A 26,011-nucleotide genomic window follows, 5' to 3' on the forward strand; every position below is an offset into this window, starting at 1 on the left:
GGATGAGCACGATGGGGCGTGTCTTCCGGCTTCGGTGAACTGACTGATCAGGCGCACCACCTCGTGTCCTCCGGCGATCTGGCCGGCGCACAGCAACTACTGTCCGACGCGCTCACCGACGCCGACCCCCGCCCGGCCAACGCCACCCCCGAGCTGGCCGAGGCTGCCAGCCTCCAGGCGCGGGTGCTGATCGCCCTCGGTGAGCCGCACTCGGCCCGGGGGTGGGCCGCCTTCGCGTACGCGGCCACCACCCGCCTGCACGGCCGCGCCGACCCGCGCACGGTGGCCGCGGCGGCGACCCTGGCCGCGGTGCTGCACCGGGTCGGCAGCCACTCCCGAGCGGCGCGGCTCTACCAGGAAGTCATCATCGAGCTGACCGCGCAGGACGGCCCGGAGTCGCTGCGGGTGCTCGCCGCGCACGCCGACCTGGCCACCGTCGAGTACGCCCGCGGCCAGTGCACAGTGGCCCGCGACCGCCTCCAGGACGCCTGGGAGCTGCACCGCGAGGTGTACGGCGACGGACACCCCAGCGGCATCAAGATGCTGGCGCGGCTCGGGGCGATGCAGCGCGACTGCGGGCAGTTCGCCGAGGCACACGACAACCTGGCGCTCGCCCGCGAGCTGTGCCGCCAGCACCTGCCCGGCGACGACCCGCTGGCCACCCAGGTGGCGGCCCTGGCCCGGGCGGCAGCCAGTCCCGACCACGCCTGCGCGGACAACCAGCCCACAGCTCGGGACACGCCGGTCGTGCCGGCCGCCCGCGTCCCACCGCACAGCGACGGGCCGGCCGAATCCGGCTACCACCCGCCGGCAGCCGCAACCCACCACGCCGGGGCGGTGCCGAACCCCCGGCCGCCCTCCGACGAGTCGATCGGGTCGTCGGGCGGCAGGTGGTCGCCCGAAGCGGCGGACGAGCCGTCGACCCACCCCACCGACCCTCCGGTGCCCCCGTACGTGGTCGGGCTGGCCGGCGGCACGGAGGAGCAGCCCGGGGTGTACCGACTGCACCGACCCGCCGACCCGTACGGGTCGCCCGACCCGAACCCGCCGTCCGACCAGCACCGACCGTCCGACCCGTACGCCCAGCCCGATCCGTACACCCAGCCCGATCCGTACGCGCGGCCTGATCCGTACGGGCAGGTCGAGCCGTACACGCCGTCGCGGCTGCTGCCCGTGCCCGTGCACCGCGCGCCGCCGGAGCAGCGCAACCGGCTGGTCCCGGTGCTGGTGGCCGGGGTGGTCGTGGTGCTCCTCGGCGCGGCGGCGGTGATCGCCGGGGTGGCCCGGGTCGACGGCGACGACGAACCGAGCCCGCCGCCGGCCAGCGCCTCCCCCACCGCCGGCGCGCCGGCCAGCTCCGCGCCCGCCCCGGGCGGCACGGCACCCACGTCGGCTGCCGCCGCGGCCCCGCCCGGCACCCCACCCAGCGCGGTCACCCTGCGCGACACCCGGGACAGCATCGCGCTGAACTGGACCTACCCGGCCGGCGGCGAAGGCCCGGTGGTCATCGCGGGTGGGCGCACCGGCCAGACCCACAACATCTTCGCGACGCTGCCCGCCGGCACCACCAGCTTCGTCATCTACGCGCTCAACCGCACCAACGACTTCTGCTTCACCGTCGCCGTCGCCTGGTCCACCGACACCGTGGCGCGTTCCAAGCAGGTCTGCACCCGCCGCCGCTGATCCTTCACTGCCCTGTCCGCCACCCCCGCCGGCTGTGCCCCGCCCGCCACTGCCCTGCCCGGCACGCCCTGCCGACTATGCCCCGCAGACCTCACTCAGCGTGGGCTACCCGTTGACGAACCCACCGTGACACACCGTCACACCCGACGCCCCCGTCCATACTCCGGCCCAGGCTTTGCTCTGCTTACCTATACGCACCATCCCCGACGAGCAGCTGAAACGTCGCGACCGCCCGCTTCGACACCCGTCAGCAAGCATCACGTTACGTAACTGTCGCGTCCGCAGGTGCAGAGCAAAGGGTCGCCGGCGGGCGGTTGGGGGGCGCCGTGGCCACTCGTCCGGCTCGCCCCCGGTTAGCGGTCACGTCCGCGCTCACGGACCGTCTGCCGTTGACCGTCCTCGGCCGGCAACGCTGGCAGCAGCAGGCAGACCCGTAGTCCTCGCTGCTCCGGCGCGTCGGTCAGGCTGATGCTGCCGCCCGCGCGTCGGACCAACTCCCTGACGATGGCCAGCCCCAGACCCGCGCCCCCGTCATCGCGGGCCCGTCCGTCATCCAGCCGGGTGAACCGGTCGAAGACCCGCTCCCGGTCCGCCGTCGCGATCCCCGGGCCGTCGTCGGTCACCGTCACCAGGTGGTACGCCCCGACGCCGGGCCCGACAGTGGCGCCCGCCGCCGACGTCGCCTCGGCCGCGAGCACGACACTGCCGGACGCGTGGCGTACCGCGTTGTCGACCAGGTTGGCCAGCACGCGACGCAACTCCTCGACGGTGCCGATCGTCCAGAGCGGGCCGGCCGGCGGCGTCACCCGCACCGGCGGTGACGGGTAGCGGGCGGCGACCTCGGTCAGCAACGCGCCCAACTCCACCGGACCGGTCCCCCGGGCCGGCGGAGTCTCGTCCAGGCGGGCCAGCAGCAGGAGATCGTCGACCAGGCGACTCAGCCGGTCGGTGTCGGCGAGCAGGTTGGCGGTCACAGCAGTCCAGTCGGTCCGGTCGGCGAGGCGCTGGGCCACCTCCAGTTCGGTCCGGATGTTGGTCAACGGGCTGCGCAGCTCGTGCGCGGCGTCGGAGACGAAGGCCCGCTGCCGGACGCGGGCGGACTCCAGCCGCCCCAACATGCCGTTGAGGGTGACCGCCAGACGGTGGATCTCGTCGGCCGACGCCGGCACCGGCAGCCGGCCGGCGCCGGCCCTCCCGGTGATCTCCTCTGCGCCTCGACGTAACGCCTCGACCGGCCGCAGGGTGGCGCCCACCACCCGCCAGGCCACCCCGGCCAACACGGCCACCAGCAGCGGGAACGCCACCAGCAGGATGGTCCGGACCACATGGGTGCTGTGCCGCACGTCGGCCATCGAGCGGGCGACCAGCACGGTGAGCGGGTCGGCCGCGGTGCCGGCGGGCACGGCGACCACCCGCACCGGGCCGACGAGCCCGACCCGCTCGGCCGGCACCTCCAGCCGCTGCCGACCGTCGCGGTTCAGTCGCTCCGGGCGGACCATCGGCACCAGGCGGTCGGCGTCGATCGAGGCCGCCCGGATCCGTCCCTGCCCGTCGATCACCTGCACGCGGACCTGCCCGCCGGCCACCGGCAGCGGGTCGGGCAGCGCGTCCTCGGCGGCGAGCAGGGCGACCGCGTCTGCGGTGCGGAACGCCTCGGTGTCGACAGTGCGCTGGAGCACGAAGCCCAACGCGCCGAGCAGCACCACCCCGCCCAGGGCCAGCCCGACGGTGAGACCGACCACACCGATCGCCATGAGCCGCCCACGCAGCCCGAGGACCGGCATCCGGCCGGGCCTGGCCCGACGGGTGGGTGCCGGGCCGTCGGCGGTCACGTCGCCAGCCGGTAGCCGGCGCCACGGACCGTCTCCAGCCGGTCCCGGCCGAGCTTGCGGCGCAGGTAGCCGACGTACACCTCGACGGCGTTCGGCGCGGTCTCCAGGCTGGCGTCCCAGACGTGGTCCAACAACTCGATCTTGGAGATGACCTGGCCCGGCCGGCGCATCAGGTAGTCCAGCAACGCGAACTCCCGCGCGGTCAACGCCACCTCGGCGTCCGCCCTGGTCACCCGCCGTCGGGCCGGGTCCAGCCGCAGGTCACCGACCGCCAGCACGGTCGGGCGCTCCGGCGCGCCCCGACGCAGCAGGGCCCGCAACCGGGCCAGCAGCACCACGTACGAGAAGGGTTTGGTCAGGTAGTCGTCGGCACCGCAGTCGAGGCCGTCGGCCTGGTCGTACTCGCCGTCCTTGGCGGAGAGCATCAGCACCGGCAACCAGTGCTGCTCCGCGCGCAGCCGCCGGACCAACTCGTAGCCGGAGAGGCCGGGCAGCATCACGTCGAGGATCATGGCGTCGTACCCGCCGTGCCGGGCCGCGTCCAGGCCCGCCGGGCCGGTTGCCGCCACATCCACCGCGAACCCCTCCGCCTGGAGACCGCGTTGCAGGGCAGCCGCCAACCGGGCCTCGTCCTCCACCACCAGCACCCGCACAGCTCAAGGGTGCCACCCGGGTCAATCGGCGCGGTTCGGTGTCCTCAGCGCGTTCACAGCACGCACGAGGCAAGATGGCCGCAGGAGGTGCCACCATGTCCGTCCTGAGAAGCCGTCCCATCCTTCGTTGGTTGGTTCCGGCCACCGCGGCCGTCGCCGTCATCGGCGGCGGCGCGGCGATCGGCACGTTCGCCGCCGAGGCCGAGCCGAGCCTGCCGCCCCGAACCGCCGCTCAGCTCCTGGTCGACCTGCAGACATCCCGGCTGGAGGGGTTGTCCGGGACCGTCGTGCAACGCGCCGACCTCGGCCTGCCGCCCCTCGTCGGGCTGATTCCCGGCAACGAGCTGACCACCCTGCTGACCGGCACCCACACCCTGCGGGTCTGGTATTCCGGGCCGGACCAGCAGCGGGTCGCGCTGATGGACACTCTGGGCGAGCAGGACATCATCCGCAACGGCCGGGACCTGTGGACGTGGCAGAGTCGCAGCAACACCGCCACCCACCGCACGCTGGGCGGCGACGCCGGGGCCTGGAAACCCGCTCCCGAGCCGGCAGCGAGCCTGCCGGCCACCCCGCAGCAGGCCGCCGACCTGGCGCTGGACGCTATCGACCCGAGCACCGAGGTCAGCGTCGGCCGGTCGGCCACCGTCGCCGGCCGGGACGCGTACGAGTTGGTGCTCCAGCCGCGCGACCAGGACTCCCTGGTGCACCAGCTGCGGATCGCCATCGACGCCAAGCAGCACGTGCCGCTGCGCTTCGAGGTGCTCGCGAAGGGCAGCGACCGGCCGGCGTTCGAGGTGGCGTTCACCCAGGTCGACTACCGCCGCCCGGACGCCGACCAGTTCCGCTTCAACCCACCGCCCGGCGTGACCGTCGACGAGGAGAAGGCCGAGCGCCCGACGGGAAAGCCGACTGGCAAGCCCGGTCACGTCGAGCCGGCCGGTGACAGGCAGGTCCGCGCGGTGGGCGACGGCTGGACGACAGTGCTGATTGGCCGCCTCGACGGCGCCGATGTCGCCGGGAAACCCGCCCCGAAGCCGGCAGCTCCCCCCGCCGGCGCCGGGCCGGACCTGGACATGTCGAAGCTGCTCGGCGGGCTGCCGGCGGTCAGCGGCGACTGGGGCAGCGGTCGGCTCTTCACCAGCAAACTGTTCAGCGTGCTCCTCACCGACGACGGCCGGGTGCTCGCCGGAGCGGTGACGCCGGAGCGGCTGTACCAGGCCGCGCGCGGCTGATCTCCGCGGTGTTCGCGCCGGGTCGACCTGACGGTCGGCCCGGCGCTTCGCTGTGGGTCAGGCCGAGGTCAGGAGACGCCGAGGGCGTTGAGGTACGCGTCGGCGAGGACCGCGTGGCCGGGCAGGTGCGGGTGGACCCGGTCGTCGGCCCAACGCGTCGCCGGACTCACCGCCAGCACCCTGTCGAACGCCGCCTGGTTGGGCACGTGCACCGCGTCGAACTCGGTCGCCAGCCCCGCGACGACCGCTGCGTACCGGTCGGTGTCGGCGCGTTGCGGAACACTCCGGTCGGCCTCGATGAAGAACGGGTCACCGAGGATCAGGCGGCAGCCGGTGGCGTCGACCGCCCGACGGAGCAGGTCGCGCAGGGTGCGCTCGTACTCCTCGATGCCGACCGCCTCATCCGGCCGGTCACCGTAGTGCCGCCAGATGTCGTTGATGCCGATCAGCACCGCGAGCCAGTCGGGGCGCTCGGCGATGGCGTCGTCGTCCCAGCGGGCGGCCAGGTCCCGCACCGTGTCGCCGCCCACACCCCGGTTGACCCACTCCAGCTCCAACTCCGGGTGCCGGGCGTCGACCAGGGCACGCACGAGACTCACATATCCGCTGCCGTAGGGCGCGGCGACGTCGCGTCGACCACAATCGGTGATGCTGTCCCCGATGAAGACCACCCGTTGGCCGGTCCGCAGGATCATCCGCCGTCACCTCGCGATCACCGGCGCGCCGGACCGCCCGGCTTGGTGAGAACCGGCGGAACGCGCTATCTTCAACAGTTCGAAGGCACAAAAAAGAACGGCTTAAAGCCGTTCCTGCAAAGGATTCTAATCTTTAGGGAGACGGCTTGTCAAGGCACTCCGGCGGTTCCGGCGAATTGCCGCTCGACGACGAGATCGGTCGCGAGCAGGAGTACGTCTCGATGCTCTACAACCGGCTGGACGAGCTGCGTGAGCAGGCCGCCCACCGGCTCACCGCCGAGCTGCACAACACCGGCGGCACCCTCCAGGATCGCTCGCAGCGCGACAGCTCGGTAGCGATGTACGCCGATCAGGTCGAACAGTTCTCCGCAGTGGAGAACGGGCTCTGCTTCGGCCGTCTCGACGGCGACGACGACTCCCGCCGCTACATCGGCCGGATCGGCATCTTCGACACCAGTGGTGACTACGACCCGCTGCTGATGGACTGGCGGGCACCCGCCGCCCGCCCGTTCTACCTCGCCACCGCCGCCAACCCGCAGGGCGTACGCCGTCGCCGGCACCTACGTACCCGGCAGCGCAAGGTGACCGGGCTCAACGACGAGGTGCTCGACATCGACACCGCCTCCCCCGGCGCCCACGAGGAGCTGACCGGTGAGGCGTCGCTGCTCGCCGCGCTCAACGCGGGCCGTACCGGCCGGATGCGTGACATCGTCGAGACCATTCAGGCCGAGCAGGACGAGGTCATCCGGGCGGAACTTCCGGGCGTGATGGTGGTCCAGGGCGGCCCCGGCACCGGCAAGACCGCTGTCGCGCTGCACCGGGCGGCGTACCTGCTCTACACGCACCGCCGGGAACTCTCCAGCCGTGGCGTGCTGCTGGTCGGCCCGAACGCGACCTTCCTGCGCTACATCTCCCAGGTGCTGCCGACACTGGCCGAGACCGGCGTGCTGCTGCGTACCCAGGGTGATCTCTTTCCCGGGGTCAGCGCCCAACGGACCGAGCCGGCCGAGACGGCGGCGCTCAAGGGCCGGGAGGTGCTGGCCGAGGTGTTGGCGCTGGCCGTACGGGACCGGCAGTGGGTGCCGGACGAGCCGCTGGAGATCGAGGTCGAGCGGGAGACGCTGACCCTCGACCCGGAGATCGTGCGCGCGGCCCGGGACCGGGTCCGTCGCGCCGGCCGACCGCACAACCTGGCCCGCGCGCTGTTCGACGTGGAGATCGTGCACGCGCTCGCCGACCAGGTGGCCGAACGGATCGGCGCCGACCCGCTCGGCGGGGACAACCTCCTCGACGAGGCGGACCGCGCCGAGATCCGCCGCGAGCTGCGCGAGGAGACGGAGATCCAGGCCGCCCTGGACCGGCTGTGGCCGGTGCTCACCCCGCAGCGGCTGCTCGCCGACCTGTACGCCGACAGGGACCGGATCGCCGCCGCCGCGCCGATGCTCAGCGAGGACGAGCGGGCGCTGCTGCACCGTGAGCGCGGTGGCTGGACGCCGGCCGATGTCCCGCTGCTGGACGAGGCCGCCGAACTGCTCGGCGAGGACGAACGCGCCGCCGCCGCCCGGCGCGACCGCATCCGGATGATGGAACGGGAGTACGCCGAGGGCGTGCTGGAGATCGCCAGGGGTTCCCGCTCGATCGACGTCGAGGACGAGGCCGAGGGCGGTGAGATCCTGGGCGTGACCGACCTGATCGACGCGGATCGACTGTTGGAGCGGCAGGAGGAGGCCGACCGGCTGACCACCGCGCAGCGGGCCGCCGCCGACCGCACCTGGGCGTTCGGTCACGTGATCGTGGACGAGGCGCAGGAACTCTCGCCGATGGCCTGGCGACTGCTGATGCGCCGCTGCCCGAGCCGGTCGATGACGATCGTCGGAGATGTGGCACAGACCGGCGCGCTGAGCGGTACGCCGTCGTGGGCGGACGCCCTCGCCCCGTACGTGGAGCAGCGGTGGCGGCTCACCGAGCTGACGGTCAGCTACCGCACTCCCGCCGAGATCATGGCGGTCGCCGCCGAGGTACTGGCCGAGATCGACCCGGCACTGCGGCCGCCGCGCTCGGTGCGCGAGAGCGGTGTACCGCCGTGGGACCGGACGGTTCCCGCCGGCCGGTTGCCGGCGGAGTTGGTCGCCGAGGCCACCCGGGAGGCGGCCGGGCTGACCGAGGGGCGGCTCGGGGTCCTCGTGCCGGCCGGCCGGGTGGGTGAGTTGGGCGCGGCGGTGACCGCCGCACTGCCGGAGGCCGCCGTCGGCGAGCATCCGGAGCTGGAGAGCCGGGTGGTGGTGTTGACAGTCGCGCAGGCCAAGGGGTTGGAGTTCGACTCGGTGCTGGTGGTCGATCCGGACCGGATGGTGGCCGAATCCCCCCGCGGGCGCAGCGACCTGTACGTGGCCCTGACCCGCGCCACCCAACGCCTGGGCGTCCTCCGCCCGACGAGCTGACCACGAGGCTCACCGCCCCGACCGGGCTGTCGCGCGGTCGGGGCGGCGGGTGGGTTAGTCGGTCGATTTGTCCCTGACGGACTTCGCCGGGCCCGTTGCGGACGTGGACTGGTCGCTGGTGCCCCCGCCCATCGGTGTGCTCAGGCCACCGGTGGTGGCATCGCCGGTGGTGGTCGGTGCGACAGTGCCCGGGTGTCGCTCCGGCTGTCGGGCCACCCGGCGTACGCTCGCCGGCCCGGCGGTGCCACCGGTGGTGGTCACCGCGCCCTGCCCGCCGACAGGGCCACCGTCGCGCAGCACCTGTGGGTCGATCCGCTCCTTGGCCGGGTCGAAGGGGTCGTCGCGCTGGATCTCACTCTCCACATCGGTGCGTGGCACAGTCACCTCGTCGAGGGCGCCCTTGCCGTACACGCCACCGGCGATCCGGTCCTCGGCCTCGCGGGCGGCGTCCTGCCGCATGTCGTCCTCACGCACGTCCATCACCTCGCAGAAGCTGTGGAACTGACTGGGTGCCCGGCCACCGGGCGACCAAACCCGGCGTGACCGGGAGGTCGTCCACGGCGGTTCACCGTCACGCCGCCCGCTGGCCGCCTGCCCGCAGCCCGAGATGTCCATGCTGTCCCGCGACCGGTGGGAGATGCCCGCCGGCAGGAGGGGATGACAGCGTGCGCACAGTACGCCGTACCGCCGTCGCGGCCCTGGTGGCCGCGACGGTGACGACCGGGCTCGCGGTGCCCGCCCAGGCGAAGCCACGACCGGACCGGACATTCGACGTGCAGGCCCACCGGGGCGGCCTCGGACTGCGGGTGGAGAACACCCTCGCCTCCTTCGGTAACGCCCTCCAACTCGGGGTGAGCACCCTCGAACTGGACGTGCAGATCACCGAGGACGGTCAGGCCGTCGTCACCCACGACCGGAAGGTCACCGGCACCAAGTGCGTCGACACCGCCGCGGTGACGCCCGGCGACCCGGAGTTTCCGTACGTCGGGAAGTACATCAACACGCTGAGCCTGGCCCAGGTGCGCTCGCTGGACTGCGGTTCGAAGACACTGTCGGACAAGCCCGGCCAACTCGCCGTCCCCGGTGCCCGGATGCCGCTGCTGCGTGAGGTCTTCGCGCTGGTCAACCGCTACCAGGCCAAGGATGTGAAGCTCAACGTCGAGACCAAGGTCGAGGCTGGCGCACCGACCGAGACGGCTCCCCGCGAGCAGTTCGTCACTGTCACCGCCGCCGAGATCCGCGCCGCCGGGCTACTCAAGCAGGTCACCATCCAGAGCTTCGACTGGGGCGCGCTGATGCGCATGCGTCAGGTCGAGCCGAAGCTGCCGCTGGTCGCCCTGACCAACTACGACTTCCTGCAGACCGGTCAGCCGGGTGCGTCGCCGTGGCTGGGCGGGTTGGACATCGACGACTTCGGCGGCGACCCGATCAAGGCGATCCGTAGCTTCGGCGTCAGCGTCTTCTCGCCGGTGCACGGGTCCCCGCAGAACGGCACTGTCACCGACCCGGGCTACAAGCCGTACGTCACGAAGGAGATGGTCGCCCAGGCGCACCGCTACGGGATCAAGGTGATCCCGTGGACGGTCGACGACGTGCCGACCATGAGCAAGCTGATCGACGACGGCGTGGACGGCATGATCACCGACTACCCGGACCGGTTGCGCGGCGTGCTGGCGCAGCGTGGTTACCGGCTGCCGAAGGCGTACGCCGCGCCGTTCGACATCCAGGCACATCGGGGCGGTCGGGCCACCCGACCGGAGAACACCCTGCCGGCGTTCGCGAACGCGCTGTCCAACCGGGCCATCTCCACCCTTGAGCTGGACACCAACGTGACGGCCGACGGCAAGCTCGTGGTGCTGCACGACCGGACCGTCAACGGGTCGCACTGCGTCGACACCGCCCCGGTGCGCCCGGGAGACCGGACGTTCCCGTACGTGGGCAAGCCGGTGCACGAGTTGACCCTGGCGCAGCTCAAGACCGTCGACTGCGGCACGAAGACGCTGCCCGAACTGCCCGCCCAGGTGCCCGCGCCCGGTGCCCGGATCCCGACCCTGGACGAGGTCTTCGCCCTGGTGAAGGCGAGTGGCCGCACCGACATCGGAATGAACATCGAAACGAAGATCAGTCCGGTGGTGAACGACACCGAGCCGTACCGCAGCTTCACCCGCAAGCTCGTCGACGCGATCCAGCGGGCCGGCTTCACCAGCAGGGCCACCATCCAGTCGTTCGACTGGCGCACCATCACGTACGCCAAGCAGCTCGACCGCCGCATCGGCACTGTCGGCCTTGTCTGGCAGTACGGTCCGGCCGAGTGCGTCACCCTCGCCGACGAGTGCTCGCTGGAGGCGGTCTACGGCAACCCGTCGGTGAAGAGCCCCTGGACCGGTGGGCTGGACTGGTGGAAGTACCAGGACCTCGGCAAGCTGACGCGGGCAGCGGGAGCTGGCACGGTTTCCGCCAACTGGCAGGTGCACGACCCGAGGCAGGGCACTGTCGCCTCGACCGACTGGTACCTGCGGGAGAACCCGGCATACTTCCACGGACCGGACGTTCGGACCCTGCAGACGCGCGACAACCTGAAGGTGATCCCGTACACCGTGGATGACGCGACGGTCATGCAGCGGGTCATCGACCTGGGCGTCGACGGCATCATCACCGACGACCCGGACCTTCTGGTGAGCGTGGCCAGGCGCAACGGCCTGCGCTGACCCCTCGACCATCCGATCGCCGGCCGGATTTTCCCGGCCGGCGATCGGTGTTACCTGCTCCGGGGCCTCGGGTAGTCGGGGGTTGTCCCCGCCACGAAAGCGAACCGTGCCGTGACCGAAACGCGGTAGCGGGGCGAGGGAATGCAGGTACGACTCATCGCATCCTGAGGAGGACCAGATGAGCACGCAGGCTGCTTCCACCCGGCCGATGAACCGGCCCATGAACGACCCGCAGAATCCCGCGTCGATGCGGGACATGCAGACCCAGCAGATGCCGTCCATGCGCGACGGGCACCGAGACCCGATGCCGTCGCCGGGCACGGAGACCAAGCAGGCGTTCCTGACGACGGAATTCTGGGTCTACGCCGCCGCGGTCGCGCTCGTGGTGATCGCCGCGTTCTGGAAGGGCACCACCGCCAACGGGCTGAACATCAACAACCCGAACCAGGCGTGGCTGTTCCTGACCATTCTGACCGGTGGTTACCTGGTCAGCCGTGGTCTGTCGAAGGCCGGCTCCGCGCGCCGGTCCGGCAAGGAACGCAACAAGCACTGACGCGTCACGCGTAGGACGGTGGCCTCCGGGAGGACTCCCGGAGGCCACCGTCGTCGCTTGTGGACCAGTTACTCGTCGCCACCGAAGTCGCCGAAGTCGCCCTCGAACGCGTCTTCGATCATCTCGCCGGCGATCATGCCCCCGGCGACGCCGAGCGCCGCTCCGGCCACCATGCCGCCCATGCCGTGCCCGCGGCTGTGCCCGTGACCGTGGCTGGGGCCGTACTGGGAGCGCAGGCTGCCGTAACGGGACGTGGTCTCGCGCAGCCAGCCGTCGACGACCTGCGCCCAGTCGACGCGGTCAGCGTCGGTGTGCGCCACCTGGTAGCGACCGAACGCGTCGTGCCCGGCGCTGAGGAACCCGCCGCGCTTGTCGCACTCCAGGATGACCTCCACACCGCGCTGGCTGGTCACGAAGGTCAGCTCGACCTCCCGGATCGTGCTCGCGTACTGCGGGGAGGCGAAGAACTCGATCTCCTGGTAGAACGGCAGCGTCTGCTGCACGCCCCGGATGTGACCACGCTCCAGGTCGGCGTGCTTGAACCGGAAGCCGAGCCGCTGGAACGCCTCCAGGATCCGCTCGTGCACCGGCAGCGGGTGCACAGCCACCTGGTCGAGGTCGCTCTTGTCGACCGCGCGGGCGATAGCCAACTCGGTGCGCAGACCCATCGTCATGCCGTGCAGGCGCTGGCCGTACACGTCGGTGATCGGGGTTTCCCACGGCACCGGCAGCTGGAACGGGATCGAGAGCTGCTGCTTCGGGGCGAGTACGAGTGACCCGCTGACCGCCATGCGGTGGAACTCCATGGTGCCCGCGTACTCGGTGTCGTGTCCCTCGACCTCGACCCGGGTGACGAGGCCGATCACCACCTGCTCGATGGCTGCCTCAGCGTCGCCACCAACGAGGTTGACCTGCCCGTCGAGGGTCAGACCGGGCCGGGTGTTGGGGTTGGTCAGCACGGTGTCCACGCTGGGACCGCCCACACCGAACGCGCTCAACATCTTCTTGAAGACCATCGGAACTCCTGTGCGACGCCGACCGCTCCAGGCTGGAGTCGGACGTTGACTCGAACGGCACCCTATCCAGGACCCCTGTGAGGTGGCTGTGAAGCGCCACCTCGGCCGTCGATGTCGGCCTCCACGTTCACTGTCAGCGTCGGGCCAATGTCAGTCGGCGAGCCTTTGGAGCTGATGTCGCAAACGAATCAGGCGTTCGGCCTGCGCCGCGCAGCACCCCTGGACCGGCGACCGATCAGTTCAACGACCCGATACGGGCCGCCGAGCGCAGTTCGGGCCGAGCTTCCGCGTTACAGCGTGCGGAAAGGTGACACCAGCGACGGTGATTGACCCGCATTCACTGAGGTCGGGGTATCCGGGTCGCGGTGACACCCCGACTTTCGGGAACCCGAGTCGATCATGCATCAGGGTGCGAACTCGCCGCCCTTCACCCCGTCGACGAACGCCATCCAGCCACCTGCCGGGTAGACGAGGGTCGCCGCCGCGCGATCCTTGCTGTCGCGCACCGCCACCCGGCCGGAACCGTCCAGGACGGGCCCCGCCTCCACACAGCTACCGCCGTTGCTGTCGCTCTTGCTGCTGATGTGCCAAGCGACGTAGGGGATGTTCTCGCTCATGACAACTCCTCCGCGATGCTCGTGATCAACTTCGTTGACTCGCTCTCGCTGAGCGCAGATTCCAGCAGACGACCATAGGCGCGAACGAAGCGCTCAGCCTTCGGCGACTCTAGGTAGAGCCGCCCTCCCAGAGACTCGACGTAGGCAACCGCAGGATACGGCTCTGGCAGACGGAATATCCAGAACGTACCGTCGAGCCCCTGGTGCAGGGCCATGCCGAACGGCATGACTCTGATTGCCACGTTGCCCAGTCGCTGCGCCTGCGAGAGGTGGTGTAGCTGTCGGCACCACACCTCCGGCCCGCCGACCATCCTCCGCAGCGCAGCTTCGTCGATCACCGTAGAAATCTTGAGTGGGCGGCGTCGCCTCAGAACCTCTTGGCGGGTCATCCGAAGCTCGACCCAGCGATTGATCGTCGCTTCGGTAACCCCCGGTTCTGCCGCATTACGAATCACGGCCTCGGCGTACTCGCGGGTCTGAAGCAGCCCCGGCACCAGGGTGAGGTGAAAGCAGCAGACCTGTTCCGCGCGCCCCTCCAGCCAGGGATATTCAATGAAGGACGCGTCCACGACGTCGCCGTAGTCCTCGTCCCACCGGTCGGTGCGCCAGACCTCCTCGGCAAGCACCAGCAGGCGAGCCCGCTCGGCCGCGTGGTGAAATCCGTAGAGATCCAGCAGCGCGATCACATCACCCTTGCGAATCGGCCAGTCCGCACGTTCGTACCGACCAAGCGCGGACATGTCCCGTTGCAGATGCTCGGCGACAAGCTTCAACGTCATCCCGCGCTCCTCCCGCAGGGTTCGCAATTGCTGACCCAGCCACTGCGCACGCAGGGTCCGGATGAACGGTTTGTGCGGCATGGTTCACCTCTCGATTCGTTGGCGAGGCCCGCGTAGGAACCATTGCTCCAGTTCAGGGCGACTGGAAACGTGGCTATCGGGTGAGGTGATCGCCGGCCCCCGGGGACGCCCGGTGCAAACACGGCAACCGCGGCTGTGCCAACAGCCGAGAAGGTGACGAGAGACGGCCTGGCGAGTGGCAGGCGCATACCGGCTCTCGTCGGGTCTCAACTAGAGCGTCGGGATGTGCGAACCCCGGCTCCGAACCGACTTGAACGAATAACTACCACGGCAAAGGGTGCCTTCGCGACCCTGACCCGCCCATCGATCGACGACGCGTGAGGTGATGAATGACCCGAGGCACGCTCTACGACGGCACGCTGCACGGCGGCGCTCGGCTGGCGCGGCTGCACCCGAGCCAGGTCCGCGACCGGCAGTTCACCGTCGTCGGTTTCGGCCGACGAGGCTTGGACCCCACTGAGGTACGGCGGTTCCTGCACCGCGTCGCGCTCGACCTGGTGACGCTGCACCACGAGGTGGCTCGGCTCAGCGAGGAGAACGCCCGGGTGAAGCGCGCGCTGCGCGATTGGCAGAGCGCCTGGTCCGAGCGGCGTCAGCCGTGAGCCCGGGGTGGGAGCACCAGTACAGCGGGCTTTTCACGCCGTTGCCGCGGTTCGCCGTCGAGGCGTACCCGGAGAGGCCTCGCTATGTGATCCACCTGCCGGTGGCGGTCACCAACCTGGCCGAGGCGCTGGACCTGGCGCGGATGCTCGCCCGGTCCCTGGCTTCCACGCCGCAGGTCGACCTCGGCGGCACCACCGTTTCGGCCGAGGACGCGCAGCACGTACGACATTGGGTTTTCTGTGACCGGATCATGCCCGGCCACCGCCGGTGCGGGCGGCAGGCCGACCACGCCGGAGCCTGCCTGCCCAACGACGGCCAGCGAGGCGGTCGGGCCCCGCCCCCTTTCGGCGATCTTGCGCTTTCTGCTGCGGCTTATGGGGCAACGCAGGCATCTCGACGTCCGAAAATGCAAGATCGGCGCAGCGCGGGGCGCGCGGGGCGCGCGGCGCGAGGGCCTCAGGCCGCGTTGACGATCACCAGTTCGCCTACCTGTTCGCCGATCGTGGTGCGTGCCTCGGTTGGCAGCCCACGGTCGGTGATCAGCACGTCGGCGGCCTCCAGTGGGGCGATGGTGGCGATGCCGATGGTCTCCCACTTGGTGTGGTCGGCGAGCACCACGAGCCGGCGGGCCGCGCCGATGAGGCAGCGGTTGACGCCGGCCTCCAGCAGGTTGGGTGTGGTGAAACCGGTGCGTGGGCTGAGGCCGTGCACACCGAGGAACAGCAGGTCGACGTTGAGCGCGCTGATCGCCGCCTCGGCCACCGGCCCGGTCAACGCGTCCGACGGGGTGCGGATGCCACCGGTCAACACGACTGTCTGGTCGGCGCGCGGGTTCTGGTAGAGCGCGTCGGCCACCGGGATCGAGTTGGTCACCACCGTCAGCCCGCGTACGTCGGAGAGCAGCGTGGCCAGCGCGGCGGTGGTGGTGCCGGCGGAGAGCGCGATGGCCATCCCCGGCTCCACCATCGTCGCCGCCCGCTCGGCGATGGCCCGCTTCTCCGCCTGTTGCCGGATCGACTTGGCGGCGAAGCCGGGTTCCTCGGCCGAGCCGGGCCCGGCGAGGGTAGCGCCGCCGTGCACCTTGTCGACCAGGCCGCGTTCGGCCAACACCTCCAGGTCACGCCGGATCGTCATGTCTGACACGCCGAACCGACTGACCAGGTGACTCACCCGCACCCCGCCGCGTTGGCGGATCAGATCGAGGATGGCGGTCTGCCGCTGCTGGGCGAGCATGTGGGGAACCTCCTTCGCGCAGTGACTGTCGTCAGAATCAGGTCCGATCCTCACGGACCACCGCCACCTCACCGGCCGGCAGTGACAGCTCACCGGCGCAGTGTCCGCCGGTCAACAGCTCGACGCCGTGCACCGGCAGGCGTACCTCGGTGTCGGTGTGGTTGATCGCGAACAGCCAGGTCCGGTCGCCGTCGCGGCGGCGGACCACCTCCACCCCGGACGGCGCCGACACCGCCGGGCGAACGCCGGCCTCGGCGAGCAGCCGGGCCACCAGCCGGTCGGTGCCCGGTTCGTCCAGCCGGGTGCCGACATACCAGGCGGCGCCGTCGCCCACCCGGTGCCGGGTCAGCGCCGGCACGCCCGGCAGGGGCCCATCGGTGTACGAGGCGAGCACCTCGGCACCGTCGGGGTGCACCCACTCGGTCCACACGTCGGCGGTGCCGCCGTCGTCGAGGTGGACCTGCTCGCCCTCGCGCAGCGGGAAGAACTCCTCGGTCCGGACGCCGAGCAACTCCCGGAACGCGCCCGGGTAGCCGCCCAGCCGGATGTGGTCGTTGCTGTCGACGATGCCGCTGAAGTAGGTGACCGCCGCCGTGCCACCGGCCGCGACGTAACGGTGCAGCGCGGCGACGTCCGCGTCCCGGACCAGGTAGAGGGTCGGCACCAGGACCAGCCGGTAGCGGTTGAGGTCGGTCGACGGGTGGACGATGTCGGCGGTTACGCCGGCACGCCACAGCGAGCCGTACAGTGCGTTCAGCCGGTCGGTGTAGGTGACGTCGACGCTGGGGTGCGAATCCAGCTCGACGCCCCACCACGCCTCCCAGTCGAACAGGATCGCCACGTCGGCGTCCACCCGAGCGCCGCGCACCTCCGCGAGGGCCTTGAGGTCCGCGCCGAGCTGGCAGACCTCGCGGAACACCTTGGTGTCCGGGCCGGCGTGCGGCACCAGCGCGGAGTGGAACTTCTCCGCGCCGGCCCGGGAGGCACGCCACTGGAAGAAGAGCACCCCGTCAGCGCCGCGGGCTACGTGCGCGAGGCTGTTGCGGCGCAGTTGCCCGGGCAGCTTGGCCACGTTGCGCGGCTGCCAGTTCACCGCACTGGTGGAGTGCTCCATCAGCAACCACGGGTCGCCGCCGGCGACGCCCCGGGTGTGATCGGCGGCGAACGCCAGCCCGAGGTGCGCCTGCGGGTCGGCGGCGCTCAGGTAGTGGTCGTTGGAGACCAGGTCCACGTCGGACGCCCAGGAGTGGTAGTCCATGTGCTTGGCCATGCCGATCATGAAATTCGTGGTGACCGGCTGCCGGACCAGGGTCTTGAGCAGCGCGCGTTCGGCGCGCAGTTGGGCGCGTTGCTCGTCGGAGGAGAACCGCAGGAAGTCCAGTTGCTGCGTCGGGTTGGCGAAGGTCAGCGCGGCGCGCGGCGGATTGATCTCGGCCCAGTCGCCGTAGCGCTGGCTCCAGAACGCGGTGCCCCAGGCGTCGTTGAGCCGATCCAGGTCGCCGTAACGCTCGCGCAGCCAGCCGCGGAACGCCTCGGCGCTGACATCGCAGTAACAGTGCACGTTGTGGCAGCCCAGCTCGTTGGAGACGTGCCACATGACAACGGCGGGGTGCTCGGCGTACCGGCCGGCGACCGCGCGTACCAGCTCCAGTGAGCGCTCGCGGAACACCGGGGAGCTGGGGCAGTACGCCTGCCGTCCGCCGGGCCAGAGGATCGCGCCGTCGGCCCGGCGGGGCAGCGTCTCCGGGTGCGCGTGGGCCAACCACGGTGGTGGGCTGGCCGTGGCGGTGGCCAGGTCAACCTGGATCCCGCCGTCGTGCAGCAGGTCCAGCACCCGGTCCAGCCAGCCGAAGTCGAACCGCCCCGGGGTGGGCTCCAGCAGCGCCCAGGAGAAGATGCCGACGGAGACCAGGTTGACGCCGGCCTGGCGCATCAGTTCGACGTCCTCGGACCAGGTTTCCTCGGGCCACTGCTCGGGGTTGTAGTCGCCGCCGAAATGGATGCTGTCACCCTGCCATCGCCGCATGACAGCTGAGGGTGCACCCGCCGACCTATGGAAGTCAACAGGTTCCAACATCGAGCTTCTTTCCAACGTTTACCAGGTAACGGCCGTGTCACGACTGGGTTATCAGAGGCGAACAGCCCTCTTGACAGCGCCCGACTGCAGGGTAGCTTGAGGCCCCAATGGCCGTTCGTGTTCGCCAATGTGGATTCTCGGTGGATCTCAATGTGCGATCAGGACGCCGGACCTGCCTTCACCACACTGACGGCCCTTGGGCGTAGCTCCTTCTCATCCGCAGGAGGCACAGATGTCCCGTCCCCAATCCCAAGCCGAGTACCTGGCTCGGCTCGTACCGCCCTCAGTCGCCGGCATCAACCGACGATCGCTGCTGGCCGGCGCGGCCGGCACCGGCGCGCTGCTCGGCACCGGCCTGCTCGCCGGCTGCGGCGACGACTCCGGCTCCGGCGGGTCCAGCACTGACGTGTCGCTCGGCTCGAACCAGTCCGACCCGAAGCCGAAAGACGTCCTGGTCAAGATCACCGACGGTTTCAAGACCTCGTCCGGGGTGCAGGTAGCTGTCAATACGGTCGACCACAACACGTTCCAGGAGAACATCAACAATTACCTACAGGGCAAGCCGGACGACGTGTTCACCTGGTTCGCCGGCTACCGGATGCGCTTCTTCGCGCAGAAGGGCCTGGCCAGTGACATCAGCGACGTGTGGGGCAAGCTCTCCGGCTACTCCGACGCCTTCAAGAAGGCATCCACCGGCGACGACGGCAAACAGTACTTCGTACCGGGGACGTACTACCCGTGGGCGGTCTTCTACCGCAAGTCGGTGTGGCAGCAACGCGGCTACCAGGTGCCCACCACCCTGGACCAGTTCACCGCGCTCGGCGCGCAGATGAAGAGGGACGGCCTCATCCCCATCGCCTTCGCCGACAAGGACGGCTGGCCGGCGATGGGCACCTTCGACATCCTCAACCTGCGCATCAACGGCTACCAGTTCCACATCGACCTGATGGCCGGCAAGGAAGCCTGGACCTCCGACAAGGTCAAGAAGGTCTTCGACACCTGGGCCGGCCTGCTCCCCCTGCACCAGCCGGACAGCCTCGGCCGCACCTGGCAGGAGGCGGCGCAGTCGTTGCAGCAGAAGAAGAGCGGCATGTACCTGCTCGGCCTCTTCGTCGGTCAGCAGTTCAGCAACGACGAGCAGGACGATCTCGACTTCTTCACCTTCCCCGAGATCGACCCGGCCATCGGCGCGAAAGCGCTGGACGCCCCGATCGACGGCTACATGATGGCCCGCAAGCCCAAGAACGAGGACAACGCGCGCAAGCTGCTGGAGTACTTCGGCGGCAAGGCCGCCGCGGACATCAACCTGAAGAACGACCCGGCCGTCCTCGTCGCGAACAGCGGCGCGGACGTCGGCGGCTACACCGCGCTGCAGAAGAAGGCAGCCGAACTGGTCGGGTCGGCCACCGAGATCGCCCAGTTCCTCGACCGGGACACCCGGCCGGACTTCGCCTCGACAGTGATCATCCCGGCGCTCCAGCAGTTCATCAAGAACCCCCAGGACATCGGCGGGCTCACCTCGTCCATTGAGAACCAGAAAAAGTCGATCTTCACTGACTGACGGCGGAAGGGGGAGGACATCGTGTCCGACCTGCCCCTGATCCAAGCGGATCGCGCCGTGCCGCCGCCGGCCGCGACCACCTCCACAGGTGGTCGTCGCCGGCGGCTACGGCTCCTGTCCCGCACCGACCGCGTGGTCATCACGCTGATGGTGCTCGTCCCGCTGCTGCTCGTCACCGGGTTCGTCTGGTTGCCGGCGGCAGCAACAGTGCTGCTCTCCGGCACCAACTGGGACGGCATCGGCCCCCTCAACGAGATCGAGTTCGTCGGCGCACGCAACTACAGCGACGTGGTGAACATCTACCCGCCGTTCGTACCGGCGATCCAACACAACCTGCTCTGGCTGGCAACGCTCTTCGTGGTCGCCACCCCGTTCGGCATGTTCCTGGCCGTGCTGTTGGACAAGGAACTGCGCGGCAGCCGCTTCTACCAGACCGCGCTCTACCTGCCGGTGGTGCTCTCACTGGCACTGATCGGCTTCGTCTGGCAACTGCTCTACTCCCGGGACCAGGGGCTGATCAACGCGGTCTTCGGCAGCACCATCGACTGGTACGGCGACTCGAACGTCAACATCTGGGCGGTGATGGTCGCCTCCGGGTGGCGGCACGTCGGGTACATCATGCTGCTCTACCTCGCCGGCCTGAAGGGCGTCGATCCGTCCCTGCGCGAGGCGGCGGCGGTCGACGGCGCGTCGGAGAGCCGGACGTTCTTCCGGGTCGTGTTCCCGGTCATGCGGCCCATCAACATCATCGTGCTGGTGGTGACAGTGATCGAGTCGCTGCGCGCGTTCGACCTGGTCTGGGTGGTCAACAAGGGCCGCAACGGGCTGGAGCTGATCTCCGCGCTGGTCACCCAGAACGTGGTGGGTGAGGCCAGCCGGATCGGCTTCGGCTCGGCACTGGCAACGATCATGCTGGTCGTCTCGCTGGTCTTCATCACCATCTACCTGGCGACCGTGATGAGGGAGAACCGGGAATGAGCACCGCGACAATCACCCGGCGTACGGAGGACGGGCCCGACGCGCCGCCGCGCCGCCGCAAACTGACCCCGCTGCGGATGCTGCTGCACGGCTTCCTCATCGCCGTCTCGCTGGCCTGGCTCTTCCCGATCGCCTGGGCGGTGCTGACCTCGCTGCGCTCGTACGACTACACCGCCGCGAACGGCTACGTCTCCTTCGGCGGCTGGACCTTCGACAACTACGTCACCGCCTGGCGGACGGCGGAGTTCGGGCAGCACTTCCTCAACTCGGTGTACATCACAGTGCCGGCGGTGCTGCTCACCCTCTTCCTCGCCTCCTGCGTGGCGTTCGTCATCGCCCGGTTCAGTTGGAAGCTCAACCTCGTCCTGCTCGGAATCTTCACCGCGGCCAACCTGCTGCCCCAGCAGGCGCTGCTCATCCCGCTGTTCCGGCTGTTCACCGAGGTGCCGCTGCCGGAGTTCATGAGCGACTCGGAGCTGCTCTACGACAGCTACTGGGGCCTGATCCTGATCAACGTGGCCTTCCAGTGCGGCTTCTGCGTCTTCGTGCTCAGCAACTACATGAAGGCGCTGCCCCGTGACCTGTACGAGGCGGCGATGGTCGACGGGGCGAGCATCTGGCGACAGTACTGGCAGGTCACCATGCCGCTGTGCCGGCCGGCCCTGGCCGCGCTGGCGACGCTGGAGGTGACCTGGATCTACAACGAGTTCTTCTGGGCCACGGTCCTCATGCGTACCGGCGACAAGTTCCCGGTGACCAGCTCACTCAACAACCTGCGCGGTGAGTTCTTCACCGACAACAACCTGGTCTCGGCGGGCAGCGTGCTCGTCGCGATCCCCACCCTGGTGATCTTCTTTATGCTCCAGCGGCACTTCGTTCGGGGCCTGACCTTGGGAGCCTCCAAAGGATGACGATCCTGCACCTGCGCCGCGCGCGGACCAGCCTGGTGCTCGACGCGCGCGGCCCGGGGCTGCCCCGGATCGTGCACTGGGGCGGCGACGTCGGCGACCTCGACGACGACGGCCTGCGTCAGCTCAGCGACGCGACAGTACCGCCGGTGGTGCCGAGCAGCTTCGACGAGCCGACAATGCTGTCAGTGCTGCCCGAGGCGAGCGCCGGCTGGAGCGGCCGACCGGGTCTGGCCGGGCACCGCGACGGACGGGACTGGTCCACCTCCTTCCGCCTCGACGGGGTGGACGTGCGCGACACCGGGCCCGGCGCGGCGCTGGTGACAGTGCGGGCGTCGGACCCGGCCGCCGGGCTGACTCTGACCATCGAGATCACGCTCGACCCGCACGGCCTGCTGACCACGCGGCACCGGCTGCGCAACGACGGCGACAACGCGTACGAGCTGCGGGAGCTGACACCGGTGCTGCCGGTGCCGGCGGTCGCCACCGAGCTGCTCGACCTGACCGGCCGGTGGTGCCGGGAACGGTCCCCGCAGCGGCACCCGTGGCAGCACGGCACCTGGGTCCGGGAGGGCCGACACGGCCGTACCGGGCACGACGCCACCCTGCTGCTGGTGGCGGGCACCACCGGGTTCGGCTTCGGCCACGGTGAGGTCTGGGCGGTGCACACCGCCTGGAGCGGCGACCACGTCACGTTCGCCGAACGTCTACCGACCGGCGAGTCCACACTCGGCGGCGGCGAGCTGCTGGCCCCCGGCGAGGTCCGGCTCGGCCCCGGCGAGTCGTACGAGACTCCACTGCTCTACGCGGTCTGGTCCGACGCCGGGCTGGACGGGCTCAGCGTCGTGCTGCACACCCACCTCCGGGCCCGCCCCGGGCACCCGCGCTCCCCCCGCCCGGTGACCCTCAACGTCTGGGAGGCGGTCTACTTCGACCACGACCTGGACCGGCTGCGGGCGCTCGCCGACCGGGCCGCGCAGATCGGCGTGGAGCGGTTCGTGCTCGACGACGGCTGGTTCCGCGGCCGGCGCGACGACACCGCCGGGCTCGGCGACTGGTACGTCGACGAGGGCGTCTGGCCGGACGGCCTGCAACCGCTGATCGAGCACGTCACCGGCCAGGGCCTCCAGTTCGGCCTCTGGGTCGAGCCGGAGATGGTCAACCCCGACTCGGACCTGTTCCGCGCGCACCCCGACTGGGTGCTCGCAGTGCCGGGGCGGCTACCGCCGGCCTGGCGTCACCAGCAGGTGCTCGACCTGGGCCGCCCCGAGGCGTACGACCATGTGCTGGAACGTCTCGACACGCTGCTCACCGACCACCCCGGCATCCGGTACCTCAAGTGGGACCAGAACCGGGACCTCACCGAGGCCGGGCATCATGGCCGCCCTGGGGTGCACGGGCAGACACTGGCGGTCTACCGGCTCTTCGACGAGTTGCGCGGTCGGCACCCGGGCGTGGAGATCGAGAGCTGCTCGTCCGGCGGGGCCCGGGTGGACCTGGCCATCCTGGCGCGTACCGACCGGGTCTGGGCCAGCGACTGCAACGACGCCCTGGAGCGGCTCAGCATCCAGCGCTGGACGGGGCTGCTGCTGCCACCGGAGCTGATCGGCACCCACGTCGGCCCGGAACGCTCGCACACCACGAACCGCGTACACGACCTGGGTTTCCGGGCGGCGACCGCGCTCTTCGGCCACCACGGCATCGAGTGGGACATCACCTCGATCAGCGCCGCCGAGCAGACCGAGCTGGCCGCCTGGGTGGCGCTGCACAAGCGGCTGCGCCCGCTGCTGCACGCTGGTCGGGTGGTCCGGGTCGATCACCCGGACCCGGCCGTCTGGGCGCACGGCGTGGTCGATCACGACAACACCCGGGCGGTGTACGCGGTGGCCCGGCTGACCACCTCTGTGACGCGGGTGCCCGGCGCGGTGCGGCTGCCCGGCCTCGACCCGGGCCGGCGGTACCGGGTGCGACAGGTGTCGGGCGTAGCGGCCCCGGCGAGCATCGACCTGTCCCCGCCCACCTGGCTGGCGGGTGGTCTCACCCTCAGCGGGGCCGCGCTGGCCCGGGTGGGTGTGCAGCTGCCCGCCCTGCACCCGGAGCAGAGCCTGGTGCTGGAGGTCGACGCCGTCGACTGACAAAATTCTGGAGAATCTTCGGCCGGGGTGTCGAGAACGGTGGGGCCTGCCTCTACCTCACTGTGAGAGCACCGACGAGGGTGCGCGGGCGTGAGGAGCACACAATGAAGTACATGCTGCTGATGCAGTTCAGCGCCGCCGGGACCGACTTCCCGAGCATCGACACCTGGACCCAGGACGAGGTCCGGGCGCACATCGCCTTCATGGGCGAGGTCAACGCCAAGCTCACCGCCGCCGGCGAGTGGGTCGATGGGCAGGGCCTCGGCGGCCCGCAGCAGGCCCGGATCGTCCGCGCCGGTGAGGGCGGGGCGCCGGTGGTCACCGAGGGGCCGTTCGCCGAGACGAAGGAGTTCCTGGCGGGCTTCTGGATCGTCGACTGTGAGAGCCCGCAGCGGGCCGTGGAGCTGGCCGCGCACATCTCCACGGCGCCCGGCCCGGGTGGCCGGCCGCTGAACATGCCGATCGAGGTGCACCCGGTGATGTCCGCCCCTTCGCAGGAGCTGTGAGCGGCTGAACACCGATCCCCGCATCGAGGACCTGCTGCGCGAGTTGGCGCCGCAGGTCCTCGGCGTGCTCAGCCGCCGCTTCGGTGACTTCGCCACGGCGGAGGACGCGGTGCAGGAGGCACTGCTGGCCGCCGCCAGCCAGTGGCCGACCGAGGGGCTGCCGGCGAACCCCCGTGGCTGGCTGATCCAGGTCGGTTACCGGCGGATGATCGAGCTGGTCCGCGGTGAGCAGGCCAGACGCCGCCGGGAGGACTTGGTCGCCCGCCAGGATCCGGACGACCAACGGTACGCGCCGGCCCCGGACGAGGAGTTGACCACCGAGCGGGACGACACGCTGGTCCTGCTCTTCCTCTGCTGCCACCCGGCGCTCGCGCCGACGTCGGCGGTGGCGCTGACCCTGCGCGCCGTCGGTGGGTTGAGCACCGCCGAGATCGCCCGCGCGTTCCTGGTGCCCGAGGCGACGATGGCGCAGCGGATCAGCCGGGCCAAGCAGCGCATCCGGGCATCCGGCCTGCCGTTCCGGATGCCCGAGCTGGCGGAACGGGCCGACCGGTTGATCGCCGTCCGACAGGTGCTCTACCTGGTCTTCACCGAGGGGCACATCAGCACCACCGGCCCGGATCTACGCCGCGTCGACCTCGCGGCGGAGGCGATCCGGCTGACCCGCGCGCTGCACACACTGCTGCCGAACGACAGCGAATCGGCCGGGCTGCTGGCGTTGATGCTGCTCACCGAGGCACGCGGCCCGGCGCGGACCGGGCCGTCCGGCGAGCTGATCTCACTGGCCGACCAGGACCGCAGCCGCTGGGACGCGGCGGCGATCGCCGAGGGCGTCGCGCTGGTCACCCGGGCCCTGCCGCGCGGGCCGGTCGGCCCGTACCAGGTACAGGCCGCCATCGCCGCCCTGCACGACGAGGCGCCAAGCACCGAGCAGACCGACTGGCCGCAGATCCTGGCGCTGTACGAGGTGCTGGAACGCATCGCCGGCAGCCCCGTGGTGGCCCTCAACCGGGCCGTGGCGACGGCAATGGTGCACGGACCGGCCGCTGGCCTGGCCGCCCTCGACGCGCTGACCGACGACCCGCAGTTGGCCGGACACCACCGGCTGGCCGCCGCCCGCGCCCACCTGCACGAGATGGCCGGTGACCAGGCCCAGGCGATCGCCGACTACCGGATCGCCGCCGCCCGCACGAGCAGCCGCCCCGAACAGCTCTACCTGACCATGCGGGCAGCCCGACTGGCCACCCAGCCCGTTGATCACGAATGACGACAGGAATCAACTGGTCCCGCCCGGTGCGACCCCGGCCGCTTCACCGCCACAGCTGGCAATCTTGGACACTTTCCGTTCCGCCTGAACGCAAAGTGTCCAAGACCTACCCTGCCAGCCCGCTCCCAAGACCTAAAGAAGCGACAGCGCGCAGCGACGGCACACGGCGGCGGGCGAGCGGCGACGAGCGGGCGGCAGCGAGCGGGCGGCGAGCGGGCGGCGGGCGGCAGCGAGCGGGCGGCGGGCGGCAGCGAGCGGGCGGCGGGCGGCAGCGAGCGGGCGGGCGGCGGGCGGCAGTAGCGGCAGCGGCGACGGCGACGAGCGACAGCGGCGACAGCGACGAGCGGCAGCGGCAGCGGCAGCGACGAGCGGCAGCGACGAGCGGCAGCGACGAGCGGCAGCGACGAGCGGCAGCGACGAGCGGCAGCGACGAGCGGCAGCGACGAGCGG

At 70.6% G+C, this 26,011-nt stretch carries 22 protein-coding genes and 1 pseudogene; 13 read left to right on the plus strand and 10 right to left on the minus strand.

Annotated features, from left to right (window positions below):
• The first annotated feature begins 18 nt into the window (after nucleotides 1–18).
• Nucleotides 19–1,683 carry a tetratricopeptide repeat protein gene (locus AB0B94_RS27905; protein ID WP_357286862.1) on the plus strand — a complete coding sequence of 555 codons (1,665 nt, stop codon included), beginning with the start codon at nucleotides 19–21 and terminating at the stop codon, nucleotides 1,681–1,683.
• A gap of 353 nt (nucleotides 1,684–2,036) precedes the next feature.
• Here the strand turns inward: AB0B94_RS27905 and AB0B94_RS27910 are convergent, their stop codons facing one another.
• A complete protein-coding gene (locus AB0B94_RS27910) occupies nucleotides 2,037–3,437 on the minus strand; it encodes an ATP-binding protein (protein ID WP_357287139.1) in 1,401 nt (466 codons plus the stop codon).
• A gap of 74 nt (nucleotides 3,438–3,511) precedes the next feature.
• The gene (locus AB0B94_RS27915) at nucleotides 3,512–4,168 is read right to left on the minus strand and encodes a response regulator transcription factor (RefSeq protein WP_124816037.1); all 657 of its coding nucleotides are present in this window, start codon (nucleotides 4,166–4,168) and stop codon (nucleotides 3,512–3,514) included.
• A 95-nt stretch (nucleotides 4,169–4,263) separates the two neighbouring features.
• Between AB0B94_RS27915 and AB0B94_RS27920 the strand changes: the two genes are divergently transcribed.
• Entirely contained in the window at nucleotides 4,264–5,403 is a 1,140-nt protein-coding gene (locus tag AB0B94_RS27920) for a sigma-E factor regulatory protein RseB domain-containing protein (RefSeq protein ID WP_357286873.1), read from the plus strand.
• Nucleotides 5,404–5,471: 68 nt separating this feature from the next.
• On the opposite strand, the gene AB0B94_RS27925 is transcribed toward AB0B94_RS27920, so the two are convergent.
• Nucleotides 5,472–6,098: an SGNH/GDSL hydrolase family protein gene (locus tag AB0B94_RS27925; RefSeq protein WP_357286877.1), complete on the minus strand. Its 627-nt coding sequence runs from the start codon at nucleotides 6,096–6,098 to the stop codon at nucleotides 5,472–5,474.
• Nucleotides 6,099–6,244: 146 nt separating this feature from the next.
• Between AB0B94_RS27925 and AB0B94_RS27930 the strand changes: the two genes are divergently transcribed.
• Nucleotides 6,245–8,539: an ATP-binding domain-containing protein gene (locus tag AB0B94_RS27930; protein WP_357286880.1), complete on the plus strand. Its 2,295-nt coding sequence runs from the start codon at nucleotides 6,245–6,247 to the stop codon at nucleotides 8,537–8,539.
• A 54-nt stretch (nucleotides 8,540–8,593) separates the two neighbouring features.
• Here the strand turns inward: AB0B94_RS27930 and AB0B94_RS27935 are convergent, their stop codons facing one another.
• Nucleotides 8,594–9,013, minus strand: coding sequence for a hypothetical protein (locus AB0B94_RS27935; protein WP_357286883.1), 420 nt, complete (start codon nucleotides 9,011–9,013; stop codon nucleotides 8,594–8,596).
• Nucleotides 9,014–9,204: 191 nt separating this feature from the next.
• Here AB0B94_RS27935 and AB0B94_RS27940 point away from each other — a divergent pair, with 191 nt between their 5' ends.
• Both AB0B94_RS27940 and AB0B94_RS27945 read left to right on the plus strand, forming a co-directional pair.
• A complete protein-coding gene (locus AB0B94_RS27940; RefSeq protein WP_357286886.1) occupies nucleotides 9,205–11,247 on the plus strand; it encodes a glycerophosphodiester phosphodiesterase family protein in 2,043 nt (680 codons plus the stop codon).
• 178 nt (nucleotides 11,248–11,425) lie between these two features.
• Nucleotides 11,426–11,800: a hypothetical protein gene (locus AB0B94_RS27945; protein ID WP_357286889.1), complete on the plus strand. Its 375-nt coding sequence runs from the start codon at nucleotides 11,426–11,428 to the stop codon at nucleotides 11,798–11,800.
• 68 nt (nucleotides 11,801–11,868) lie between these two features.
• On the opposite strand, the gene AB0B94_RS27950 is transcribed toward AB0B94_RS27945, so the two are convergent.
• The 3 genes from AB0B94_RS27950 to AB0B94_RS27960 form a co-directional block, all read right to left on the minus strand.
• Nucleotides 11,869–12,816 (minus strand): sporulation protein, encoded by a 948-nt coding sequence (locus AB0B94_RS27950; protein ID WP_357286894.1) that lies wholly within the window; start codon nucleotides 12,814–12,816, stop codon nucleotides 11,869–11,871.
• Between the two features lie 404 nt (nucleotides 12,817–13,220).
• On the minus strand, nucleotides 13,221–13,433 hold the full coding sequence (locus AB0B94_RS27955) for a DUF397 domain-containing protein (protein ID WP_357286897.1): 213 nt from the start codon (nucleotides 13,431–13,433) through the stop codon (nucleotides 13,221–13,223).
• A complete protein-coding gene (locus tag AB0B94_RS27960; RefSeq protein ID WP_357286900.1) occupies nucleotides 13,430–14,293 on the minus strand; it encodes a helix-turn-helix transcriptional regulator in 864 nt (287 codons plus the stop codon). The genes AB0B94_RS27955 and AB0B94_RS27960 overlap by 4 nt, the downstream gene beginning before the upstream one ends.
• 329 nt (nucleotides 14,294–14,622) lie before the next feature.
• Between AB0B94_RS27960 and AB0B94_RS27965 the strand changes: the two genes are divergently transcribed.
• Both AB0B94_RS27965 and AB0B94_RS27970 read left to right on the plus strand, forming a co-directional pair.
• On the plus strand, nucleotides 14,623–14,895 hold the full coding sequence (locus tag AB0B94_RS27965) for a DivIVA domain-containing protein (RefSeq protein WP_357286903.1): 273 nt from the start codon (nucleotides 14,623–14,625) through the stop codon (nucleotides 14,893–14,895).
• A gap of 86 nt (nucleotides 14,896–14,981) precedes the next feature.
• A pseudogene (locus AB0B94_RS27970) lies at nucleotides 14,982–15,203 on the plus strand (hypothetical protein); the annotation flags it as partial.
• Nucleotides 15,204–15,352: 149 nt separating this feature from the next.
• Here AB0B94_RS27970 and AB0B94_RS27975 read toward each other — a convergent pair.
• Both AB0B94_RS27975 and AB0B94_RS27980 read right to left on the minus strand, forming a co-directional pair.
• Entirely contained in the window at nucleotides 15,353–16,129 is a 777-nt protein-coding gene (locus AB0B94_RS27975; protein WP_357286908.1) for a DeoR/GlpR family DNA-binding transcription regulator, read from the minus strand.
• Nucleotides 16,130–16,166: 37 nt separating this feature from the next.
• Nucleotides 16,167–18,155 (minus strand): beta-galactosidase, encoded by a 1,989-nt coding sequence (locus AB0B94_RS27980; protein WP_357286911.1) that lies wholly within the window; start codon nucleotides 18,153–18,155, stop codon nucleotides 16,167–16,169.
• A 283-nt stretch (nucleotides 18,156–18,438) separates the two neighbouring features.
• Here AB0B94_RS27980 and AB0B94_RS27985 point away from each other — a divergent pair, with 283 nt between their 5' ends.
• The 6 genes from AB0B94_RS27985 to AB0B94_RS28010 all read left to right on the plus strand — a co-directional run bounded on the left by AB0B94_RS27985 (nucleotide 18,439) and on the right by AB0B94_RS28010 (nucleotide 25,561).
• A complete protein-coding gene (locus AB0B94_RS27985; RefSeq protein WP_357286918.1) occupies nucleotides 18,439–19,767 on the plus strand; it encodes an ABC transporter substrate-binding protein in 1,329 nt (442 codons plus the stop codon).
• Nucleotides 19,768–19,788: 21 nt separating this feature from the next.
• Nucleotides 19,789–20,745, plus strand: coding sequence for a sugar ABC transporter permease (locus tag AB0B94_RS27990; protein WP_357286921.1), 957 nt, complete (start codon nucleotides 19,789–19,791; stop codon nucleotides 20,743–20,745).
• Nucleotides 20,742–21,656, plus strand: a complete 915-nt coding sequence (locus AB0B94_RS27995; protein ID WP_357286924.1) for a carbohydrate ABC transporter permease — start codon at nucleotides 20,742–20,744, stop codon at nucleotides 21,654–21,656. Before AB0B94_RS27990 ends, AB0B94_RS27995 begins: the two co-directional genes overlap by 4 nt.
• The gene (locus AB0B94_RS28000) at nucleotides 21,653–23,788 is read left to right on the plus strand and encodes an alpha-galactosidase (RefSeq protein ID WP_357286929.1); all 2,136 of its coding nucleotides are present in this window, start codon (nucleotides 21,653–21,655) and stop codon (nucleotides 23,786–23,788) included. Before AB0B94_RS27995 ends, AB0B94_RS28000 begins: the two co-directional genes overlap by 4 nt.
• 104 nt (nucleotides 23,789–23,892) lie before the next feature.
• A complete protein-coding gene (locus AB0B94_RS28005; protein ID WP_357286934.1) occupies nucleotides 23,893–24,294 on the plus strand; it encodes a YciI family protein in 402 nt (133 codons plus the stop codon).
• 4 nt (nucleotides 24,295–24,298) lie between these two features.
• A complete protein-coding gene (locus AB0B94_RS28010) occupies nucleotides 24,299–25,561 on the plus strand; it encodes a sigma-70 family RNA polymerase sigma factor (RefSeq protein ID WP_357287142.1) in 1,263 nt (420 codons plus the stop codon).
• A 132-nt stretch (nucleotides 25,562–25,693) separates the two neighbouring features.
• Here AB0B94_RS28010 and AB0B94_RS28015 read toward each other — a convergent pair.
• Nucleotides 25,694–26,011 (minus strand): hypothetical protein (locus AB0B94_RS28015; RefSeq protein ID WP_357286938.1); only part of this gene is annotated, 318 nt, incomplete at its 5' end.

Origin of the sequence: Micromonospora sp. NPDC048986 (assembly GCF_040649335.1) — a bacterium.
Classification (GTDB): Bacteria; Actinomycetota; Actinomycetes; order Mycobacteriales; family Micromonosporaceae; genus Micromonospora; species Micromonospora alfalfae.

What these genes read in the sequence shown, in the direction of transcription:
- AB0B94_RS27910 (WP_357287139.1), bottom strand. Translation starts at nt 3,437, where the DNA reads ATGGCGATCGGTGTGGTCGGTCTCACCGTCGGGCTGGCCCTGGGCGGG.
- AB0B94_RS27920 (WP_357286873.1), top strand. Translation starts at nt 4,264, where the DNA reads ATGTCCGTCCTGAGAAGCCGTCCCATCCTTCGTTGGTTGGTTCCGGCC.
- AB0B94_RS27925 (WP_357286877.1), bottom strand. Translation starts at nt 6,098, where the DNA reads ATGATCCTGCGGACCGGCCAACGGGTGGTCTTCATCGGGGACAGCATC.
- AB0B94_RS27945 (WP_357286889.1), top strand. Translation starts at nt 11,426, where the DNA reads ATGAGCACGCAGGCTGCTTCCACCCGGCCGATGAACCGGCCCATGAAC.
- AB0B94_RS27950 (WP_357286894.1), bottom strand. Translation starts at nt 12,816, where the DNA reads ATGGTCTTCAAGAAGATGTTGAGCGCGTTCGGTGTGGGCGGTCCCAGC.
- AB0B94_RS27955 (WP_357286897.1), bottom strand. Translation starts at nt 13,433, where the DNA reads ATGAGCGAGAACATCCCCTACGTCGCTTGGCACATCAGCAGCAAGAGC.
- AB0B94_RS27960 (WP_357286900.1), bottom strand. Translation starts at nt 14,293, where the DNA reads ATGCCGCACAAACCGTTCATCCGGACCCTGCGTGCGCAGTGGCTGGGT.
- AB0B94_RS27965 (WP_357286903.1), top strand. Translation starts at nt 14,623, where the DNA reads ATGACCCGAGGCACGCTCTACGACGGCACGCTGCACGGCGGCGCTCGG.
- AB0B94_RS27975 (WP_357286908.1), bottom strand. Translation starts at nt 16,129, where the DNA reads ATGCTCGCCCAGCAGCGGCAGACCGCCATCCTCGATCTGATCCGCCAA.
- AB0B94_RS27980 (WP_357286911.1), bottom strand. Translation starts at nt 18,155, where the DNA reads ATGCGGCGATGGCAGGGTGACAGCATCCATTTCGGCGGCGACTACAAC.
- AB0B94_RS27985 (WP_357286918.1), top strand. Translation starts at nt 18,439, where the DNA reads ATGTCCCGTCCCCAATCCCAAGCCGAGTACCTGGCTCGGCTCGTACCG.
- AB0B94_RS27995 (WP_357286924.1), top strand. Translation starts at nt 20,742, where the DNA reads ATGAGCACCGCGACAATCACCCGGCGTACGGAGGACGGGCCCGACGCG.
- AB0B94_RS28000 (WP_357286929.1), top strand. Translation starts at nt 21,653, where the DNA reads ATGACGATCCTGCACCTGCGCCGCGCGCGGACCAGCCTGGTGCTCGAC.
- AB0B94_RS28005 (WP_357286934.1), top strand. Translation starts at nt 23,893, where the DNA reads ATGAAGTACATGCTGCTGATGCAGTTCAGCGCCGCCGGGACCGACTTC.